Genomic DNA, 22,550 nt, shown 5'->3' on the forward strand with positions numbered 1-22,550 from the left:
ACTATTCATCTCCTCCCATTTTTATTCCTGCCGCTTTTGCCAATTCAAGCACATGCTGTGCTCTTTCTATAATAGGCTTATCTATCATTTTTCCGTCTACCGTGAATACTCCTTTTCCTTCTGCCATAGCTTCTTCTGTTGCTTTTATAATTCTCAACGATTTTTTTATATTTTTTTCATCAGGAGTATAAACTTTATGTACTAATTCTATCTGTCTCGGATGAATAAGAGATTTTCCGTCAAATCCCATCTGTTTTATCATCTGAGCTTCTTTTATAAATCCTTCATCATTATTTACATCTGAATAAACAGAATCAACTGCCGCTATTCCTGCTGATCTTGCCGCCATTACAATCATGGCTCTTCCCATCATCATTTCCACTCCGTCGGTAGACCTTGTGGTTTTAAGATTAGTCACATAATCTTCTCCTCCTATTGCCATTCCAATAAGTCTTGGAGAACATTTTGCAATGGAAAGGGCATTTAAAGCTCCTAAAGGGCTTTCTATTGCTACTATTATTTTAGTTTTCCCTATTTCTATTCCGGCTTCTCTTTCTATTCTTTCTATATGTTTTTCAACTTCATAGACATCTTCAGGTGTATCTGTTTTAGGTATTCTAATAACTTCTATCTCGGCTCTTACCATTGCTTCCAAGTCCTGTATTCCGAATTCCGTATCAAGGGAATTTATTCTGACAACAGTTTCCACACCTGCTTCCTTATAAAGAGGTTTTAATTTTTTTATCATATTAAACAACAAACATCTTGCTGAATCTTTTTCAGTTATTGCTATGGAATCCTCTAAGTCAAACATAACTGAATCAGGTTTATATAAATATGAATCTCTTATTATTCCCGGATTATTTGCGGGAACAAAGAGCATTGATCTTCTTAATTTCATTTTTTCCTCCGTTCTCGTTTTTTCTGCTCAATTTTATTCTTTAAATTTTTATTCCCACTTAAATTCTTTACTTTGTGCAGCTCTCATTATAGCTGTCTGAAGCCTGCTCTTTATGACTACGTCCAATGCCCCTTTATCATCAAGGGTAATTTTTGCTGCTTTTACTCCCATTTCATTTAAAGTTTCATCTACAACTTTTCTTATGTCATCTCCATACTGATCTGCAACCGTACTTTTCAATTCAAGTTCTATACCTGAAGCTCCCGGCTCCATAACGACATAAATATCACTTGATTCAAGTGTTCCTGCCACAGCTCTGACTTTTAATTCCATTTTTCCTCCTGTACTGTAAAAATTCTTATATATAATGTTTATTTCTTATTTAAATATAATAAGCAGTGCTCCTGCGGCAACTGCCGATCCTATTACTCCCGCCACATTAGGACCCATTGCATGCATGAGAAGGAAATTTCCCGGATCCTCTTCCTGTCCTACTTTTTGTACAACTCTTGCAGCCATTGGAACTGCCGAAACGCCCGCCGCTCCTATCATTGGATTTATTTTTCCTCCACTTAGTTTACACATCAGCTTTCCGAAAAGTACTCCACCTATTGTCCCGAATGAAAAGGCAAAAAGACCCAATGCAACTATTTTCAGTGTTGCAAAATTCAGGAATGTATGTGCATTTGCAGTTGCTCCCACTGTTATTCCAAGTACTATCGTTATACAGTAAAGCATAGCTCCTCTCACATGCTCCACAAGGTTAGGCACAAGACCCGCTTCCTTTATGAGATTTCCAAGCATCAACATCCCTATAAGAGGAGCGGATGAAGGCACAAGCAGAATAACTACAACTGTTACTATTATAGGAAACAGTATTTTCTCCCTTTTACTTACATTTCTTAATTGCACCATTCTGATTTTTCTTTCTTTCTCAGTTGTAAGCATTCTTATTATAGGCGGTTGTATTACAGGTACCAATGCCATATATGAATATGCGGCAACTGCTATAGGACCTAATAAATGAGGTGCTAATTTCGTTGTCAAATATATTGCAGTAGGCCCGTCAGCTCCTCCTATTATCCCTATAGAAGCGGCTTCCCTCCCTGTAAGTCCAAGTAATATCGCACCTAAAAATGCCACAAATATTCCGAACTGTGCTGCCGCTCCAAGAAGCAGGCTTTTCGGATTGGCTATTAAAGGACCGAAATCAGTGGATGCTCCTATTGCCAGAAAAATCAATGGCGGATAAATTCCCATTTTTACTCCCTGATATAAATAATACAGAAGTCCTCCCGATTCCATCAATCCTTCTTTTGGAACTCCCGGCAAATTCACAAGTAGCATTCCGAAGGCTATCGGAAGCAGCAGATACGGCTCATATTCTTTTTTTATTGCTAAATACAATAACCCCAATGCTACAATAATCATAATAAACTGACTTAAAGTAAGCATCGATATTCCTGTTGTCTTATAAAGGGTTAACAGTAACTCCATTTTTTTCTCCTTTCTTTAAATTATGCTATTGTAATTAATGTATTTCCTGTTTCTACTGTATCTCCTTTTGTTACATTTATCCCTGATACTGTTCCATCCACAGGTGCTACTATGGGATTTTCCATTTTCATGGCTTCCAGTACAAGGAGAGTTTCCCCCGCTTTTACTTTCTGTCCTATGGAAACGTCAACATTTAATACGAGTCCCTGCATCGGGGCTTCCACTTTTGTTCCTTCTACTGAAGATAGAGTATTTCCTCCTGATTTTAATTCTTCCTTCTTCGGAGAAACCGTTTCTATTTTTCCTTCTTTTTCACTTACAGATTCCACTTCCACTTCATAGACCTTTTCTCCTATTTTTATTTTGTACATTTTTATCATAGTCAATCTCCTTATAAAAATATAATTTACGTTTTTTCAGGATAACATCCAATCCTTTATTACTTTATCCATTTAATTATTAAAATCCTTGAATTTATACGAATTAATTAACTTCTCTTATTGACTTTACTCTCACATATGCATTTTCATCTTCACCCGCAGCTTCTATTACCGACACCATTACCGCTGCCAACATTTTATCATCCTTTATATCTTCAGGACTCAATTTTGCCCTGTTTTCTTGGGAAGGTTTAAAAACAGTCGGTTGTGATTGCCGTTTATTTCCTTCCTTTTCCGAAGGAATATATTTAAAAAGAGATAGAATGAAAGAAATTAAAATCAATACTAAAAATACTACCGTCATACTTATAACTGTTACAAATAATGCTTCCGTCAATGTTATCGGTGAACTTCCATATATTATTCTCATATAAATTTTCCCTTTCTTTTAAAATATTACATTTATAGTCTGCTCTTTTACTTCTTCTTTTTTCCCTTTTTCAGGATTATTCCTATTTTCCAGATAAGGTTGGGCAGTTTGAGGGAACATGGCATACATCAGTATATCTTCATCAGATTTTACCAAATCCCCCGCCTCATTTTTTATTGTTTCATATTCACTATCTATTAAATCCGCCGGTCTTCCTGTGAATAATTCTTCTTCGCCTATTACAGTTTTTTTCATTTCTTCTGAAATAGGTACCGGAGATTTACCATACAGACCCTTTACATAATCTTTTATTTCTTTGGGAATCATTTTATATCGGTTTCCTGTAAGTACATTAAATACAGACTGTGTTCCAACCATCTGACTTAAAGGAGTTACAAGAGGAGGATACCCGAGATCGGCCCTTACTTTAGGAATTTCCTTGAGCACTTCCTCATATTTATGTTCCGCTTTCTGCGCCTTCAGTTGTGACAACATATTTGAAAGCATTCCTCCCGGAAGCTGATATTCAACTATGCTCGGTTCGACAAATAATGCCTGTGGATTTAATGTTCCGTTATCCAGATATTTTTTTCTTATCGGTTTGAAATATTCGGCTATTTCCTTTAAAAGTTCCAAATCAAACCCCGTATCATATTCAGTTCCTTGAAGTGTTCTTACAAGAGATTCCGTTGTAGGCTGGGATGTCCCTCCTGATAAAGGGGAAACTGCAGTATCAACTATATCTGCTCCTGCTTCTATCCCTTTCAGATTTGCCATTGCTCCAAGCCCTGCAGTAGCATGAGTATGAAGTTCAATAGGAACATTTACCGTTTTTTTCAACTCACTTATAAGCTCATAAGCTTTATAAGGGAGCAGTATCCCCGACATATCTTTTACAGCAATGGAATCGGCACCCATATCTTCCATTTCCTTAGCCAGATTTTTGAAATATTCGGTAGTATGAACGGGACTTATTGTATAGCATATTGCCAACTGACTGTGACCTCCATATTTTTTTGTACTCTCACATGCTTGCCTTATATTTCTTACATCATTCAGTGCATCAAATATTCTTATTATATCTATTCCGTTTTTTATGGATTTTTCTACAAATTTGTCCACTATGTCATCGGCATAATGTCTGTATCCGAGTAAATTTTGTCCTCTCAAGAGCATCTGAAGTTTTGTATTTTTTGCCCTTTTTCTTATTTCCCTCAGTCTTTCCCACGGATCTTCATTTAAAAATCTTATTGCCGAATCAAATGTCGCCCCTCCCCATACTTCAAGGGAATGATACCCGACTTTATCCATCATTTCAACTGCAGGAAGAATTTCCGCAGTTGTCAGTCTTGTTGCTATTAATGACTGATGTCCATCTCTCAATGTAGTATCCGTTATCTTCACTTTACTCAAGATTTTTCCTCCTAACTTGTTTATAATAAATATATTTTACTATTAATAAAACTGAACGGGAATTTATTTAAAACTCCCGATTCCGTTCAAGTTTTCTATCCTGCAAATAATCCGAACAATACTGAACCTAAAATAAGCATCATAGCTCCACCTATTCTTGAAGAAATCTGTGCAAAAGACATGAGTTCCATTCTATTTGCAGCTCCCAGAACCGCTACGTCTCCTGCTCCGCCTCTATTTGCCATACATAATCCGGCTGTTATAGCAGCTTCCACAGGATAAAATTTCATTTTTTTTGCAACAAGCATTATCATTCCAACTGCCCCGAATACTATTGCTAATGCTATTATCAGATTAGGAACTGTCAGTGCATTTTTAATTTCATTTATATCAGTTCCGAATCCTACTGCTGCCATTAATACCCATATTGTATGTTTTGAAAAATATGTCTGCATTTTTTTTGCTCCCGCTTTTATTCTGTCAGGAACAACGTTAAACACATTTAAAAGTACAGCTAGAATAACAAGAAAAGCAAGTCTGTGAATTTCAAAAGGTAATTTCCAACTTTTCCATATTACAGCAAATATATGTGCCGTCATAGCAAGTATACCTGTGAAGAATATTGCAATAGCAACGTCTGAAAGTTCAGCTTTTATATCTACTTCTTTATCTTTTACAGCTTCTTTTGAATTATCAATAACAAGTTGACCGTTTCCTGTAAGTTCGGGTTTCTTTTCTCCCAGTTTGCTTAAAAGAGCCCCTGATAATATTGATATAATATTTGCTATTGTAAGAATGGATATAGCAAACGCAAACCATTCCTTAGCGGGTCTTCCTGTTTTTGCCGCCCACATTTCGGACATAGGTATAGCTCCTGCTCCGGTTCCTCCTCCCATAATAGGAAGTACATAATTCATCATTACATCCAAAGGTGATTTTCCGAATATAAGCCCTACTCCGATTCCGCCTATTGCCGCTCCAATTACACCCAATACTATTAGAGGTATATACCCTGCTATGGATTTTATAAGAGTATTTCTATTAACTGTCAAAACCGATCCCACTATAAGTGCAGGTATAAATATTTCCAAAAAGTTCACAGGCTGCTCTCCGTAAAAAATATCAATATGTTCCAGTAACTTTTCAGGAACCAGTTTATAAGTTCCGAAAACAGCTGCCATAAGAAATACAAGAACCGTTCCTCCACCGATATAATCATTAAAATACGGTATTCTATCTCCGATTACTCCAAAAAAGATCCCGAAAACAGCTAATAAAGAAAACATTGTCAGGAAATTGGGTCTTAAAAATGCCAGTTCCTTTCCTCCAAAAGGTACATAAACAACAACTAATGTAACCGCAAGCATGAAAAGGTACATGAATAAATTTGCCCCTCCCCACTTAAATTCTTTTTCATCAAATAATTCCTTAAATTTTTTCATTTTCTCATTTATACAGTACACTTCTGTGTATACTGTAACTCCTTTCTTTTTAGTTTATATAATTATTGTAAATTAATAATTTATCAAACTCAGTCTCCTAAATACTCAATAATAAATGTTATGCAGAAAAATTACGACTGCAAGAACATCTGCAGAACCTCCGGGACTGATATTATTTTCAATACACCATTTTTCAAATTTTTCAAGTTTTTCCTTTTCTGATATACCTATTAAAGATTTCGTCCTTTTTTTGACTTCACTCAACATTTCTATCCCGTGTCGATGAACAATCGTACTGTCATTTATAATATTCATCAGTTTTATGAGAGTCATTGAACAGACTGTATTTTTACTGTAACATTTGAGATTTTCATCATAAAAAGGCAATATATCATCAAAAATGCCGGTCAGACCTTCTCTGACCTCTCCCCTTATTCCTGTAAAACCATATTTTACATATAATTTTTCACCATTTGTGAGATTTTCTTTATTTCCGATATTTTTAAAATCATCTAAAATATTTTTAGTAATTTTCCTTATCAACTCAGGAATTTTTTCTATATTTTTTCCTAAATAAAAATTTCTTGCTGTTGCCAGTACTGTTATTCCCATAAGAAATATAAGCCCTTTATGAGTATTTACATTTTTTGTAGCCCTCATCATGGAAATTTCAGCTTTTTTCCCGATTTCCCTTGCAATAGAAAATGCAGTATCGAGCTCTATATCAGAATACCCTATCCTTGTTATTTCATAAAAAGCTTTTTCTATGGCAAAGCCGCTCTCCAGAAAAGTATAAAAATTCATGTCTTTGTGAGAACCTGTATTAACAGGTGACACAAGACCGAAAGACGGATAAGCGGAAACTTCATAAATAAGTCCTTCAAGTGCTGCCAATGAAAATTTGTGAGCTATGTAATTTCTGTATTTTTCTTCAAGAAAATTATAAAGCTCCTCATAACTGTGCTTCATACTTCTTACACAATTATAAGCCTTGTCATTACAAAGAAAACACTTCCTGAAAGAATTTCCGATATCTTTTCTTGAAAGTACATTTCCTTCGGGAGTATGAACATCTATGTCTGCACATCTTCCCAATTCATGACTTTCTTCAAGAATAATCATAGATTTTTTTATATTATAGGCATTACCTTCCAATATATAAAAGAAAAATTTCCCTTCCTCATTTCTGAAGTTTTCTCTAAAAATTATATTTTTTTCAAATAATTTGTCAATTTCTTCAGAAATTGCATCTACTATATTATCTGCTAAAGGAAGATTCTTATTTTTTCCGGGAAAATTCGCCTTTAATACAACAAGAGTTTTTTTATATTTTTCAATTAACTTTTTCTGGTATTCCACTCTTTTTTCTCTATCATTTAAAAAATTTCCTATGTTCATTTTAATTTACCTGAAATTTCTTTATTTTTAAGAGAATCCAGATATTCAAAAGTCGTATAAGGAACAATCTTTCTAATTTCTTCCATTTTTCCTTCCTTTAAAAGCTTTCTCACTGAAGAGGCGGAAATAATTTTTCCATCAATAGATTTACGTGGAATAATATTAACTTCAATTCCATATTTAGGTAAAATTTCTGAAATGATTCTATTATAAACTGATGTCACTTCATCAAAAGGTTCCTCCCCTAAATATCTGTGATTTATATTCAACCGTCTGCAAAATTTTGTTGCAATTATTTCAGAGTCAAGTTTTGCATATTCAGTGAGCATCGAATTTTTGTCTTTCAGAAAATAGGAAGGAAAGGTTGCTGAAGAAATTATATATTTCGTAGATGGAACTACTTTTACATTTTTAAGGTCTTCCGTCCCCTTTTTTACAAGTTGTATCCTCGTTTTAAAAGAAAATGTCGATTTATTTTCCTCCAGTACAAAAATAATAACTTCATTATTATTTTTCGCGGCATTTTCAATAAGGTATCTGTGACCTAACGTAAAAGGATTACAGTTCATTACTATCATAGCCCTTTTATGTCTGATATCCAGATTATTATTTTTTATAATGTTTGAAATTATCCCTTCGATATCCTCATTCCCCTGTTCTAACAAAATAACTTTATCCGTACATGCAACTTTTTTATATCCCATGTCTTCAAAAATAAACTTATTTTCAATTTTAGTAAATATCATTGATGACAAGTATCCCTCTTCAACAAGCTTATTTCTTATTTCTGTTAGCAGGATATTAGATAGTCCTTTTCCCTGATGACTTTTATCCACTGCGAAATCTTTTATAATATTCCTGTCTTTAGAGACAGTAGCTATAATTTCTTCATTTTCTCTTATTACTGCAGTGTAATCTACTGAACTGTCAAACTCCAGTTCAAATTTCTCTAAAAATTCTTTTAACTCCCTCAATTCAAAACTGTTTTTATAATCCAGCTTTGATACATTCATCTAAATAACCTCCCGATTTATCCTGTCTAAGCTCTCGGTCCTGCATTTACGACATTTTCAGGCATATGAGGATATTTTTTTTCAAAATTTTCCTGAAACATTTTAGCCAATTTTTTTGCATAGACAATGTAAGCTTCCTTATTTTCCCAAGTATCGGCAGGGTTCATAATTTCACATGGAACATTTGGGCAAAATTGAGGAATATCCACATTGAAAATATCGTCATGTTTATATTCAACCGAATCAAGTTCGCCATTTAAAGCCGCTGTAACCATTGCACGAGTATATTTCAGTTCCATACGCTTCCCTATCCCGTAAGGTCCTCCTGACCATCCTGTATTTATGAGATACACTTTTGTATTATATTTTTCAATTTTTTCTCCAAACATTTTCGCATAAACTGATGGTTCCATAGGCATAAAAGGCTCTCCGAAGCAAGTGGAGAATGTTGGTTGAGGTTCTGTGACTCCACGCTCGGTACCTGCAAGTTTTGAAGTAAATCCTGTAATAAAATGATACATTGCCGCATCTTGATTCAGCCTTGAAATGGGAGGCAGTACACCGAAAGCATCTGCTGTAAGAAATATAACTACAGAAGGTATTCCTCCTACTCCCGGGATTTGAGCATTTGTTATATAATTAATGGGATAACCTACACGGGTATTCTCAGTAAATGTTTTATCTTTAAAGTCCAATTCTCTTGTTTTCGGGTCCATTATGACATTTTCCACAAGACTTCCAAATTTTATTGCCCGATATATTTCAGGCTCATATTTTTCTTTCAGATTTATACACTTAGCATAACAACCCCCTTCAAAATTAAAAATTCCATGATTGGACCAGCCATGCTCATCATCACCTATTAATTTTCTATTAGGATCTGTAGACAAAGTCGTTTTTCCTGTACCTGAAAGTCCAAAAAAAACGGCAGTTTTGCCTGTAACCGGATCTATATTTGCGGAACAATGCATAGGAAGCACATCCATACTCGGCATTAAATAATTCATTACGCAAAATACACTTTTCTTTATTTCTCCCGAATATCTCGAACCGCATATTATCCCTATTTTCGCTTCATAATCAATGATGATAGCAGCTTCTGAATGAGTTCCGTCTATTTTCGGATTACACTTAAATCCCGGCGCTGCAATAATAGTAAAATCAGGACTATGATAATTTGCAAGCTCTTCAGCCGAAGGTCTTATTAAAAGTTGATGAATAAACAAATTCTGACTGGCAAGCTCATTTATGATCCTGAACTTTTTTCTACACACGGGATCAGCTCCCGCTATTCCGTCAAAAATAAAAATTTCCCTATTCTGAAAATAGGAAACCAGCTTCCCGTAAATAGCATTAAACTTTGACTTTTCAATAGGGCGGTTTACATTCCCCCATGCAATGGAGTCATGAATTCCCTGAGTGTCGACTATAAACTTATCCTCAGGAGAACGTCCGGTATATTTACCGGTTGTTACAACAAGTGCTCCTGTTTTTGACAGTTTGCCTTCTTCTTTCTGAACAGCAATTTCAATTAATTCTGTAGGGGATAAGTTACGGTGAATTTTCCCGGTGTTTATAATTCCCAATTTTTCAAGTCCGAATGTTCTCATGATACTACCTCCGTTTAAATTATTTATTTTATAAAATTTAATTCTGTACGGTTATTATCATAGTAACTTTTTATTCAAACAACTAAAATCAAACTTTTCATTTCCCATTCCAAAATAAATTAAAGTTCTTCTTGGTATCTTTCTCTGTATTTTCTTATCTAACAGTATCCCTTCAAAAAATATCAAGTCCGTTTACTTCCGTGAACCGTTTTTTAGAAATTTTTATATTGAGTTTTATATATCCTGTCTTATCATCTATTTTTAATTTTATTGTACATTCTGTTTTTATATTTTAAATGCTTCTTCTTTCGAGTTAATTTTTTCACCCACTTTTCTTAATGCAAAACATTTTATTACTTTTATTCTTAACATGCTATGGTTTATTATAACATACTTCATTACATTTTTAAAGTTTTTGAATATAATTCTTCCATAATAATTATATTTTTATTCTTGAAGACAATAAATTTTAATAAAAATTTGTATTGTAATTTTCTTTATTTATAATATAATATTAAAATACAAATCAAAGCAAAAAAAGGAGAAACTATGAAAATCTATAAATTTGATACTCTCGATTCTACAAACGAATACATGAAAAATCATATGGAAACCTTTGAAGAATTTGATGCGGTTATTGCCGATAGTCAGACAAAAGGAAAAGCCCGTAGAGGAAATTTATGGTTTTCCGATAAAGGAATGGCACTTTTTACTTTTCTTGTAAAAAAACATAAAGGAATCAAAGATTCGGAATATATGAAATTACCTTTGTTAGCAGGAATGGGAGTCATAAAAGGATTAAATCATTTTGAAAAACTGGATTATAAATTTAAATGGACAAATGATGTTTATCTTAACGAAAGAAAATTAAGCGGTATTTTGGTAGAAAGAATTGAAGATAATTTTTACATAGGTATAGGAATAAATATTAACAATATTTTACCTGTCGAACTTGAAAAAATTGCAGTTTCTCTTTCGGAAATTACAGGAGAAAAATATGATATTACAGATATTGTTTCTTCCATTATTAAAGAATTTAAAATTCTTTATAATGACTTTATAAACAGACTCTGGAAAAACATATTGTCAGAGATTAATTCCATAAACTATCTGAAAGATAAAAAAGTAAGCATAAAAATAGCTGACACTCTTATTTCAGGAATTGCACGAGATATAAACAATAAAGGAGAAATTGAAATTCTTGCAAATAACGGTATTTTATCTTTTTCTTTCGGAGAAGTTGTAAATAAAAAGATTATAATTGAAAAATAGCAGGGATATAAGCTTTTTATATTATTTACCCCATCCTTTCAATATTAAAAATTTTTCCAAGAAAATATGAGTTATGCCAATCGAGTTATACCAATTACGGAAATCAATGTCCGAACAAAGTGAGTTTGCCAATTTCGACTCATAATAAAACTTTTTGAATCTTCAAAAAGTTTTTTGATTATTAACCGAGAGGTAAAGATAACAAGTCTATTTAAAAAAATGCCCTGAACAAACTTCACAAAGCCTATCCAGAGCATTTTTTATCAAATTTATCAGGTGTATAACATTATTTTTTTTAACTGTCAATTATAATTTCTGCTCAGTTCTTGAAATAATATCATTCTGTGTCGTTTTATCCAATGTGACAAATTGTGCACAATATCCTGCGACTCTCACTATAATATCTCTATGTTTTTCTGGCTCACATTGGGCAGCTTTCAATGTTTCTCCTGAAATAATATTGAATTGTATATGCCAACCTTTAGATGCTATAAATGATTTTATAACATCTACAAATTTCTCAAACTGTTCAGGGCTTCTCACAAGGTCAGGAGAATATTTCTGATTCAATAGCTGTCCTCCTGTAATCATAAGAGTAGGAAGTTTGTTTACCGAATTAAGTACTGCAGTAGGTCCGTTTACATCTGTTCCCTGTGTAGGTGAACCTCCTTCAGCAGCCGGAGTATAAGCTCGTCTTCCATCAGGAGTAGCACCGCTTACAGTTCCCATAGGCACATTTGAAGATATTCCGGAAGTTGATACTCCATAGCCTCCATTTTTAGGGCCTCTTCCATATCTTGTATTATGATATTTCTGTATTTCATTTATATATGACCAATAAATATTTTCTGCAAATTCATCTACTTCATCAATATCATTTCCGTATTTAGGCACTTCAAGTAATATTTTACGTATTCTTTCTCCTTCTTCTCCTGCATAGTCATTTTGTAATGCATTATATACTTCTTCCTTTGTCAGCACTTTTCCGTCATATACTAACGTTTTCAAAGCATACAAAGAGTTTGCAGCATTAGCTATTCCAACTTGAAGTCCTGAAACGATATCATAAACCGCTCCTCCTTCTTTTGCTGTCAATCCTCTTTCTATACAGTTATCTACAAGACTTGATAACAATATGTCCGGGAATTCCTCTAAATGAGTGTCTGCAAGAGTGTCAAGAGCAACTGTCAGTTTTGTATAATGTTTTATATGATTTTCCCATGCTCTCCATAAATCATCATAAGTTTCAAAATCAGTTAATTTACCTTGACCTTTTAACATCTGAAGTCCTGTTCTATTGTCATATCCGTCATTTAAAACAAGTTCGGTAGCTTTTACAAGGTTTAAAAATGTCATTCCTGTACATCTGTATCCCCATTTGCCCGGTACGGCAACTTCCACACAACCTACCATAGTATAGTCATAAGCATCCTTAAAATCTACACCTTTATTTAAAAGAGCAGGTATTATTATTTCATCAGTATGCATAGCAGGCATTCCGTACCCTGTAGCGGCAACAGAAGCGCATTCTCTTATAAATCTTTCAGGAGAATTGGCATGGTATCTCACTGCCAGATTAGGCTGTGTCAATTTATTTTCTCCTACGCTTTCCAATATTAAATAACTCAGTTCATTTGTGCAGTCTTTCCCGTTAGCCTTTGATCCTCCCAAAGTTACATTCTGATAAGTAGGATAACCTGCACCGTAACCTGAGTGGGAAGTGGATCTCACTTTTATTACCGAATACAGTTTTACCCAAAGGCACTGTAACAGCTCTTTTGCAAAATCTCTTTCCACATTTCCATCAATTATATCCTGTTTATACAACGGATACAAATACTGATCCACTCTTCCCAATGAAGCTGAGTGTCCGTTACTTTCTATCTGTATCACAAGATGAATAAACCATATTGCCTGTACTCCTTCCCAAAATGTGTCTGCAGGATTTTCAGGAACTTTCAGACAGTTTTCATGTATTTGAAGCAATTCTTTTTTTCTTGTTTCGTCTTTTTCCGATTGAGCAAGTTTCAGTGCCAGATCGGCATATCTATGGGCAAAGTTTATAACTGCTTCCGCTACAATTTCCACCGATTTCAGAAAATCTACTTTATTGTATCCTCCGTATACTGTTATATCTACCTTTTCCCTTGCTTCCTTAGCTTCTTCTATTACACCTCTTAACCCTTTGTTCAAAACTTTTTCAAAAGACGGAACTATATGACCGTCACCTGATGTCATGTTCCCTTCTCCATGGATTATTTTTACAATTCCCGCTTCTTTTATTTCTTGAGGCATTTGTGCAAAAGCTCTGTCTTTTAAGGTTTTCCCTCTCCACCATTCGCATATTTCAATCATTTCAGGTATTTCTTCTTCAGGAACACGGAATTTATCCCCTTCTCTTGAATCAAAATTACCTTTTTCCTTAAGTTCATCAACAATCCAGTCTACTGCATATTCCGGAAAGAAAGGAGCAGTTCTTTCATCTACAGACTGGTTTCCTGCAATAAGTTCTCCATCTTTTATATATATTGTCATATTTTCAAGAATTTCCTTTACTGCATAGGCTCTCACAAGATATTTGGATTTTCCTTCATGCTCTTTGTAAGCTTTTGTAAGCAGTCTTCCCCTTTCTACACTAACTCCCGGAAACTTGGACAGTGCCGATTCTCTAAGTTTTTTTACTCTTTCACTTTTCAAAATATACTCTTTCATAGTTTTTTCCTCCAATATATTTTATTTTCATTTTTTTTGTAATTTTCTTATAACTCATATATATTCATTTTTTACTGACAAATTTATTTTATTGATTTATTTTTGCCCTTACTCCTATTTCTTTCATGATTTCCACAGCTTCTTCCAGCTCTTCTTTTGTATGTTTTACTAAAGTCGGCATAGGATAAGGTCTTCTGAGTTTCCTATATTTTTCAAGTCCCATAGTATGATATGGCAATATGTCCACATCCAATAAATTTACTTTTTTCAGAAACTTTGCAGTTTCAGCTATATTTTCCTTATCATCATTCACTCCTTTTATAAAAGGAAATCTCATTATTATATTTTTATGCCATTTTGAAAGCCTTTCAAGATTTTCCAATATTACTTTATTTGAAACAGCAGTATATTGTTTATGCTTTTCACTATTCATATGTTTTATATCAAACAAAACCGTATCTGTAAGTTTTGCCAGACTTTCAAGTTCTTCATAATTGCCGAATCCTGTAGTTTCAATAGCTGTTCCTATATATTCTTCTTTAAGTTTTTCAAATAATTTTATTGCAAACTTTGCATTTACAAGAATTTCCCCTCCGCTTAAAGTGACCCCTCCTCCTGATTTCCTATAAAATTTCTCATCTTTCATAACTTCTTTAAATACTTCATTTAATGTCATTTTTTTTGCTACTTTAGGCAGTTCTCCCGTAATAGGACAGATAGCCCCATAATCCCAGTAAACTTCATTTTCAGTTTTTTGAGTTTCAGGATTCGAACACCATAAACATCTTAGCGGACACCCTTTCAGATATACTACTGTCCTTATACCGGGACCATCAAATGTTGCTCCTCTTTCTATTCCGGTAACAAGTGCTTCTTCCATAAACTGTCTTCTCTCTCCCTTAATACAAAAATATTTTTAAGTTTCGTTTTGTTTCGATATATTTCATATTACACTATTTATCATTTATTGTCAACAAAAATTTTAAAAATTTTATAGACTTCTTAAAGTAAATATGCTAATATTAAAATATAACCAAAATAAAACGAAATATATCGAAATAGAAACGTTTTATTTTGAAACAATTTTAAAATTAAAGAAAGGAGCGGTAACACTCTTTACAGAAGTTACCGGATAAATTTTATGGAATATTTTTTAGATACTGCAAATTTAGACGACATTAAAAAAATTAATGATATTTTCCCTTTAACAGGAGTAACTACCAACCCTTCAATCATTGCAAAAGAAAAAAGAGACTTTAAAGAAATCATAAATGACATTTACAATATTATAGGAAAAGACAAAATAGTACATGCTCAGGCTGTAGGATATACCGCCGATATTATAATTAAAGAAGTAAATTTATTAAGAGACACTTTCGGAGAAAATTTTTATACTAAGATTCCCGTGACTGCTGAAGGAATAAAAGCTATGAAAATACTTGCAAAAGACGGACACAAAATAACTGCCACAGGAATTCTTTCTTCTCAACAAATCATAATGGCGGCAGAAGCAGGTGCGGAATATATGGCACCTTATATAAACAGATCCGATAACATAGGAGAAAGCGGAATAGAAATAGTTAAAGATGCTTTTACGATACTTGAAACTGTTAAAAAAACCGATGAGGAATGTCTGAAAAGATATAAAAGAATTTTTGAACCGAAAATTCTCGGAGCTTCCTTTAAAAATGTAAGACAGGTCCATGAAACAATGCTTGCCGGTTCAAAATCGGTTACTATAGCTCCTGACGTTTTTGAAAGGCTTATATATCATCCTTATACAGATTGGAGTATGGATACATTTAACTCCGACTGGGAAAAAGCATACGGAAATAAAACCCTTCTGGATTTATTATAAGTTAAAGATAACAGATTCTGAAGACAAAAAATTTTAAAATTGAAAATTTTATTATTGTCTTCATTTATCAATAAATCATATATCAGAAATTTTTTATATAATTCAACAAAACACAATAAAATAAATATATAGAAATCATATTTTTAATACTTTAAAAATCTTCATCCCCTTGTATTTTTGAAAAATCGGGATATTATTATATTAAAGGAGTAAAAAACTTTTTTAAATGGAGGTAATAAATATGATTTCTTTTATTTTGTCAATCATCGCTCTTATATTAGGTTATGTGTTCTACGGTAAACTTGTAGAAAAGATTTTCGGGATTAATCCCCAAAGACCTACTCCGGCGATTGAATTTAAAGATGGTGTCGATTATGTAGAATTAAGCACACCTAAATCTTTCCTTATACAGTTTCTCAACATTGCAGGAACAGGTCCGATATTTGGAGCGATTGCAGGAGCTTTATGGGGACCTGCGGCTTTTCTATGGATTGTTTTCGGTTGTATTTTCGGTGGAGCCGTACATGATTTTTTGATAGGAATGCTCTCATTGAGGTCAAAAGGAAGCAACATCGGTGAAATAGTCGGAGAAAACCTCGGAAAAACAATGCAGCAAATTATGCGTGTTTTTTCAATTGTATTATTGCTTCTTGTAGGAGTAGTGTTTGTAAAATCTCCTGCCGATATACTGTCCAATTTGACAAAAATTGATGTAATGATATTTACAATAGCTATTATTGTATATTACATACTTGCAACCGTTCTTCCTATAGACAAAATTATAGCTAAAATATATCCTTTATTCGGATTCGCCTTATTGTTCATGGCTATTGGTATCGGTGGTATGCTTATATACGGAAGTTTAAAAGGAAATTTTGTCATACCTGAAATTACTGACATTTTTAAAGGAAATCCACATCCTAAAGGTACATCTTTATTCCCTTATTTATTCATTTCCATTGCATGCGGTGCAGTAAGTGGATTTCATGCTACACAAACACCTATGATAGCTCGTTGTATAAAAAATGAAACAGAAGCAAGAAAAGTATTTTATGGAGCTATGATTGCTGAAGGTGTTGTCGCTCTTATATGGGCTGCCGCTGCAATGACTGTTTTCGGGGGAATTAAAGAACTGGCAGCTGTCGGTTCTCCTGCAGTAGTTGTAAATAAAGCTTCCAGTCAGCTTTTAGGTATCATCGGTGCTTTCCTTGCCATACTGGGTGTTGTTGCCTGCCCTATAACTTCAGGAGATACTGCATTCAGGGGAGCAAGGCTAATAATTGCTGAAATTTTCAATATAAAGCAGGCACCTGTTAAAAATCGTTTCTTAGTAGCTATACCCTTATTTGCAGCAGGAATATATCTGACTACTATTGATTTCAATATTATATGGAGATATTTCGCATGGGCTAACCAGACATTGGCAACTGTTGCATTATGGACAGCAACAGTCTGGCTTGTAAAAAAAGGAAAATCTTTCTGGATAGCTTTACTCCCATCCATGTTTATGACAATGGTAGTTACTTCATATATCGTTATTGCCCCTGAAGGATTTGTAAGATTTTTCAAAAATGTTCCTGTCCATACAATAGAAATGTACGGATTTATAATAGCGGGTATTGTTACGATAATTTGCACTGCTCTTCTGTTTATGTATAAAAATAAAATTTCAAATATATCAGTTTCAGGAGTTAAAGCATAATAAAAAATAATTTTTTACTCTCAGTTTTAGAAATACTTGAAATTATTCATTCATTTTAAAATCTTATATCAAAAAATTTTCTCAAAAAATATGAATTATAACTATTCAAAAAAACAACAAACTTTATATCCGGAAATTGGAATGTGAGGATGCATCGTCATCCTCACAAAAAAGTTTGAAAATATTTCACTAAGTTTTTTAAAAAATAATACAAAAATATGAGGGCATATCACTACCCTCATAAATTTTATTTAAAAATTGTAGTAACTTTCAAAATATCGACTTTATATACATTCTATTCCAATTTTTTCATATTCTTCCAAAATTTCCCTTGATATTCTTTTATCAGTTACAATAGTTGTAATATCTTTTATATCACATACTTTATAAGGCATGATTACATTAAACTTTTCAGGTATGACAAGAGTTACCGTTCTTCCCGAAGATTTTATAAACTGACGTTTCACTCCAATTTCTTCTTCGTAAGGACTTGTAATCCCCATTATAGGATGTACTGCATAAGCTCCCATAAAACAAATATCGGGATAATATTCCTTTATCTGATTTTCAGCCAAGTATCCTACATTTGTCATAATTTTTTTAAATAAATTTCCTCCTATCATTATGACATCTATATTTTTGTGATTACAAAGTTCATTGGCAATAGACAGACTGTTAGTAAGCACAGTCAGACTGAGATTAACAGGAATTGCTCTTGCTAACTGTAAATTCGTTGTACTTCCGTCAATGGCAATTACTTGATTTTCTTTCATAAGATTTACTGCTTTTAATGCCAATTCGTACTTTAACTCAGGTTCAAAATTTTCCCTTTCAGAGTAATTTATTACATATCTGTTTAAAGGAAGAGCTCCTCCGAAGACTCTTTTGAGTACTCCCTTTTTGTCCATTTCCATAAGATCTCTTCTTATAGTATCTTCAGAAACTGATAAATCAAGAGCCAATTCATTCACTATTACTTTCCCTTTTGTATTCAGTTTCATAAGTATCAAATCTTGTCGTTCCTTTTTCAGCATTTTATCATTCCCTGTTTAAAATTTTTTACAAAAGCTGTATCATTTTCCCAGTTTATCCGCAACCAGTATTGCAGCATAAACATCATCAGCTGTAACTTTAAAAGGCATATTATGGATTGTTTCACCTTCTACCGTACTTGCTTGTGCCACTTTATAAAGTCTTTCTTTTGATACACTTCCCAGTCCGAGTTGCTCCAATGTAGTAGGCAGCCCTATGCTTTTACACAGTTCCACCACTTCATTTATTTCTTCAAGAGGTCTATTTTCAAGGACCATCTGAGTTATAGTTCCAAAAGCTACTTTTTCTCCATGATACATATGATGTCCCTCTTCAAGTATTGTAAGACCGTTATGTATTGCATGGGCAGCTGCAAGTCCTCCACTTTCAAATCCTATACCGCTTAAATATGTATTAGCTTCTATTATGTTTTCCACTGCTTTTGAACACACTTTGTTTTCCACTGCTATTTTAGCTTTAAGACCGTCTTCAAACAATGTATTCAGGCATAATTCAGCTATAGCAAGAGCCGCTTTTGTAGCTTTACCTCCTGCAATTGATGTAGCATTGGAATCTACACAAGCCTTTGCCTCAAAATAAGTGGAAAGAGCATCTCCAATCCCTGCTACAAGAAGTCTTACGGGAGCATTTACAATAATGTCCGTATCCATTATAACCATATCAGGATTGGATCTGAGGAAAAGATATTTTTCAAATTCTCCCTCAGGAGTATATACAACTGATAATGCACTGCACGGTGCGTCTGTAGAAGCTATAGTAGGAACTATAAGCACAGGAATATTTTCATAATAAGCAATGGCTTTTGCTGCATCAAGAGTTTTACCTCCTCCTATTCCCAGAAGAACATCACACTTCTTAGTTTTAAGTATCTCAATGTTTCTGTCAATTTCTTTTTGAGAACATTCTCCACCGAATACCTCCATATGATAAGGTATGTTTTCTTTCTCAAAGCTTTCAGCTATTTTTTGCTTAAAATTGTCAAATATAAACTTATCTGCAAGTATATAAGCAGAGCTGTTTCCCTTTACCTTGTAGTATTTTGCCAGATTGGCAATTTCATTTGCACCTTGTATATATTTTGTAGGTGCATTGATAATTTTGCTCATAAAATCACTCCCCATCTTGTTATTTTTTTATTTAATCTCTGATTAATTATACCTTTTATTTACAAATTTATCAATTATTTTTTTGTTACAAAAATTATTGCTTCTTCTCCCTGTTCGACCATTCCTTCCTTATCGACCTGTATACCGTATTTGGATTTATTCACATTTAAAAACGTTACAGGAGAAACTAAGGAGTATCCGGCTTCCATAATAGCTTTTCTATCTATTTCAGCTATTTTTTCTCCCTGTTTTACAGAATCTCCTAATTTTTTAAGCACTTTTATACCTTTACCATTTAGACTTACTGTTCCCAGTCCGATATGAATTAATATTTTATGTCCGTAATTATCTTCTAAAATAAAGGCATGCTCGGTTGAATAAATATTTATTATTTTTCCGTCTATCGGAGCAATTATTTCGTCACTTTCAATTTCCACTGCAAAACCGTCACCTAAAACTTTAGCACTGAATATTTTATCTTGAATATTTTCAATATCTATTATTCTTCCTTTAAACGGAGAAATCACTTTATTAATTTCTTCAAGAGAATCTTTATTTTCCACTGTACAGTCTTCACATAATCCTAAAACATTTATATTCATATTTTTAGATGTCTCTTTATCTGCAAAAGATGACTCCATTCCATGTTCTTTTATTTTTTCTATATATTCTTCCAGATTACTTTTTATTACTGAAACTGTAGGACCGTATACTACCTGTATTCCATTTCCTTTTTTTATAACCCCCATTGCTCCGGTCTGTTTCAATAATGAGTCGTTTATCAAATCAAGATTATTCGCTTTTATTCTAAGCCTTGTTGCACAGCATGTCAAATCACTGAAGTTATCCAATCCTCCCAGACCCTCTATAATAGACTGAGAAATTGTATCTTCCATAACCATGCCTTTTTTTCTTTCTTCTCTCATTGCATTATAGTCATTTTTTGTATAAAGTTTCGTTTCCACATCTTCATCTTCTCTTCCCGGTGTTTTTAAATCCCATTTCAGTATGACAAATCTAAAAAACATATAATACAATACAAAATAAAGTACAAACACAGGTAGCAACATAACCCAATTCGTTTTTGCATTTCCCTGTAACAATCCATACAATGTAAAATCTATAAGGCCACAGGAAAAAGTCGTACCAATGGCTATATTCAGCACACTCATTAACACAAAGGAAATTCCTGCAAAAATACAATGTACTACAAATACTATAGGAGCAACAAATAAAAATGTAAATTCAATAGGTTCTGTTATTCCCGTAAGAAAACTTGTCAATGCAGCTGACAGAAGTAATCCTCCCACTACTTTTTTCTTGGACGGTTTTGCACAATGATACATTGCCAAAGCCGCTCCCGGTAATCCCGCCATCATAAATGAATATTTACCTGTCATAAATTTTGCAGCTTCTATACTGAAACGTGTAGTATTTTTAGATGCCAACTCCGCAAAAAAGATATTCTGTGCTCCCTGAATCAACTGACCGTCTACCATCATACTTCCTCCAAGACCTGTCTGCCAGAATGGAATATACCATATATGATGAAGCCCGAAAGGTATGAGTATTCTTTCCATAAATCCGAAAATAAATATTCCTATATCTCCTGATCCGGTAACAACTCTTCCTATGGAAAATATCCCCTGTTGGATAAACGGCCATACAAGAAAAGCTATAAATCCGATCCCGATATATGCAAAAGTACACACAATAGGCACAAATCTCACTCCTGCAAAAAATGAAACCGCCGCAGGTAATTTTATTTTGTAAAACCTGTTATGAAGTGCAGCTACTCCCAATCCTACAACAATCCCTCCAAACACTCCCATTTCCAATGTCTGTATTCCTAAAACCATACTTACAGCTCCGCTCAGAACTCTTTCAGCTACCTGACCGTCTGCTGTAATAGTTCCATTAAAAATAAGTAAATTTTTTATTGTAACATGCATTATTATAAATGACAGGGCAGCTGAAAGTACCGCTACTCCTCTTTCTTTTTTTGACATTCCGAATGCAATTGCCATAGCAAATATTAAAGGTAAATTTGCAAATATTGCACCTCCTACTCCGCTCATTATAGTTAAAACGTAACTTAACGGTGTCCCCGGAGCAAGCAACCACTCCAGATTATATGATGCTATAGTTTTTGGATTGGTAAATGAAGCTCCTAATCCAAGTAATAATCCCGCAACAGGCAAAATAGATACCGGCAGGAAAAACGACCTTCCTATACTTTGTAATGTTGAAAAAACGTGGTTTTCCTTTTTAATTTTTTCCATAATTTCCTCCATTTATAATAAAAATATTTAATAACAGCATTTTTATTTCGATTAGTTTCTTTTTATTTCATTTTATTTTTATTATAACTCTATTTTCGGAAAAGTCAAGTAAACTTTTGCATATTTTTGCATTATTATATTACAAAGAATGTATATTAATTTAATTATTAAAAATTTTATTCTAAAATTTGCATATTTTTGCATTTTTAAATATAGTTATTTTTTTATAATATTTTTTTAATTTTTCTTGGCTTTACCGCTTAAGGATCATTTTATAAATCAAAAATACTTCTATACTATAAGCAACATACATTTTAAAAAATTAAAAATTATTATTTTTACCAAGTTTTATAAAGAAATGATTTTTCCGGTTCCGGAGTAAAAGTTTATAAATTTATAGGATTAAATAAAAATTATTCTGATAATTTTTTATATAAAAAGACACTTTCACTTCATAAAACAAGTGAAAGTGCCCATATAA

General features: G+C 33.3%; 18 protein-coding genes. 3 read left to right on the forward strand and 15 right to left on the reverse strand.

Going from position 1 to position 22,550, the window contains the following annotated elements; genetic code table 11:
* Window position 1: 1 nt before the first annotated feature.
* The 10 genes from EII29_RS01775 to pckA form a co-directional block, all read right to left on the reverse strand.
* Window positions 2-901, reverse strand: a complete 900-nt coding sequence (locus EII29_RS01775; protein ID WP_125235822.1) for an aldolase/citrate lyase family protein — start codon at window positions 899-901, stop codon at window positions 2-4.
* A gap of 48 nt (window positions 902-949) precedes the next feature.
* A complete protein-coding gene (gene citD, locus EII29_RS01780; protein WP_125235823.1) occupies window positions 950-1,234 on the reverse strand; it encodes a citrate lyase acyl carrier protein in 285 nt (94 codons plus the stop codon).
* A 45-nt stretch (window positions 1,235-1,279) separates the two neighbouring features.
* Complete coding sequence (locus tag EII29_RS01785) at window positions 1,280-2,398, reverse strand: sodium ion-translocating decarboxylase subunit beta (protein ID WP_125235824.1); 1,119 nt, start codon at window positions 2,396-2,398, stop codon at window positions 1,280-1,282.
* Window positions 2,399-2,418: 20 nt separating this feature from the next.
* A complete protein-coding gene (locus EII29_RS01790; RefSeq protein ID WP_125235825.1) occupies window positions 2,419-2,778 on the reverse strand; it encodes a biotin/lipoyl-containing protein in 360 nt (119 codons plus the stop codon).
* A 103-nt stretch (window positions 2,779-2,881) separates the two neighbouring features.
* Window positions 2,882-3,208, reverse strand: coding sequence for an OadG family protein (locus tag EII29_RS01795; RefSeq protein ID WP_125235826.1), 327 nt, complete (start codon window positions 3,206-3,208; stop codon window positions 2,882-2,884).
* A gap of 18 nt (window positions 3,209-3,226) precedes the next feature.
* Complete coding sequence (locus EII29_RS01800) at window positions 3,227-4,621, reverse strand: oxaloacetate decarboxylase subunit alpha (RefSeq protein ID WP_125235827.1); 1,395 nt, start codon at window positions 4,619-4,621, stop codon at window positions 3,227-3,229.
* A 95-nt stretch (window positions 4,622-4,716) separates the two neighbouring features.
* Window positions 4,717-6,063, reverse strand: a complete 1,347-nt coding sequence (locus EII29_RS01805; RefSeq protein ID WP_125235828.1) for a 2-hydroxycarboxylate transporter family protein — start codon at window positions 6,061-6,063, stop codon at window positions 4,717-4,719.
* A 105-nt stretch (window positions 6,064-6,168) separates the two neighbouring features.
* Complete coding sequence (citX, locus tag EII29_RS01810; RefSeq protein WP_125235829.1) at window positions 6,169-7,461, reverse strand: citrate lyase holo-[acyl-carrier protein] synthase; 1,293 nt, start codon at window positions 7,459-7,461, stop codon at window positions 6,169-6,171.
* On the reverse strand, window positions 7,458-8,474 hold the full coding sequence (citC, locus tag EII29_RS01815; protein WP_125235830.1) for a [citrate (pro-3S)-lyase] ligase: 1,017 nt from the start codon (window positions 8,472-8,474) through the stop codon (window positions 7,458-7,460). The genes citX and citC overlap by 4 nt, the downstream gene beginning before the upstream one ends.
* 26 nt (window positions 8,475-8,500) lie before the next feature.
* Window positions 8,501-10,084 (reverse strand): phosphoenolpyruvate carboxykinase (ATP), encoded by a 1,584-nt coding sequence (pckA, locus tag EII29_RS01820; protein WP_125235831.1) that lies wholly within the window; start codon window positions 10,082-10,084, stop codon window positions 8,501-8,503.
* Window positions 10,085-10,633: 549 nt separating this feature from the next.
* On the opposite strand from pckA, the gene EII29_RS01825 reads away from it, so the two are divergent.
* Window positions 10,634-11,356 (forward strand): biotin--[acetyl-CoA-carboxylase] ligase, encoded by a 723-nt coding sequence (locus EII29_RS01825; RefSeq protein ID WP_125235832.1) that lies wholly within the window; start codon window positions 10,634-10,636, stop codon window positions 11,354-11,356.
* 306 nt (window positions 11,357-11,662) lie between these two features.
* Here the strand turns inward: EII29_RS01825 and EII29_RS01830 are convergent, their stop codons facing one another.
* Together EII29_RS01830 and EII29_RS01835 are read right to left on the reverse strand one after the other, a co-directional pair.
* On the reverse strand, window positions 11,663-14,068 hold the full coding sequence (locus EII29_RS01830; protein ID WP_125235833.1) for a glycyl radical protein: 2,406 nt from the start codon (window positions 14,066-14,068) through the stop codon (window positions 11,663-11,665).
* Between the two features lie 88 nt (window positions 14,069-14,156).
* Complete coding sequence (locus tag EII29_RS01835) at window positions 14,157-14,948, reverse strand: glycyl-radical enzyme activating protein (protein WP_125235834.1); 792 nt, start codon at window positions 14,946-14,948, stop codon at window positions 14,157-14,159.
* Between the two features lie 261 nt (window positions 14,949-15,209).
* Between EII29_RS01835 and EII29_RS01840 the strand changes: the two genes are divergently transcribed.
* Complete coding sequence (locus tag EII29_RS01840; RefSeq protein ID WP_199726005.1) at window positions 15,210-15,926, forward strand: transaldolase family protein; 717 nt, start codon at window positions 15,210-15,212, stop codon at window positions 15,924-15,926.
* Between the two features lie 241 nt (window positions 15,927-16,167).
* The gene (locus tag EII29_RS01845; RefSeq protein WP_125235836.1) at window positions 16,168-17,628 is read left to right on the forward strand and encodes a carbon starvation protein A; all 1,461 of its coding nucleotides are present in this window, start codon (window positions 16,168-16,170) and stop codon (window positions 17,626-17,628) included.
* A gap of 284 nt (window positions 17,629-17,912) precedes the next feature.
* Here EII29_RS01845 and EII29_RS01850 read toward each other — a convergent pair whose 3' ends face one another.
* The 3 genes from EII29_RS01850 to EII29_RS01860 form a co-directional block, all read right to left on the reverse strand.
* Window positions 17,913-18,662, reverse strand: coding sequence for a DeoR/GlpR family DNA-binding transcription regulator (locus EII29_RS01850; RefSeq protein WP_125235837.1), 750 nt, complete (start codon window positions 18,660-18,662; stop codon window positions 17,913-17,915).
* Between the two features lie 39 nt (window positions 18,663-18,701).
* A complete protein-coding gene (locus tag EII29_RS01855; RefSeq protein WP_125235838.1) occupies window positions 18,702-19,787 on the reverse strand; it encodes a glycerol dehydrogenase in 1,086 nt (361 codons plus the stop codon).
* Window positions 19,788-19,861: 74 nt separating this feature from the next.
* Window positions 19,862-22,069, reverse strand: a complete 2,208-nt coding sequence (locus EII29_RS01860) for a glucose PTS transporter subunit IIA (protein WP_125235839.1) — start codon at window positions 22,067-22,069, stop codon at window positions 19,862-19,864.
* Between the last annotated feature and the right edge of the window lie 481 nt (window positions 22,070-22,550).

It is taken from the genome of Leptotrichia sp. OH3620_COT-345, from assembly GCF_003932895.1.
In the GTDB taxonomy this organism is placed as follows: Bacteria; Fusobacteriota; Fusobacteriia; order Fusobacteriales; family Leptotrichiaceae; genus Pseudoleptotrichia.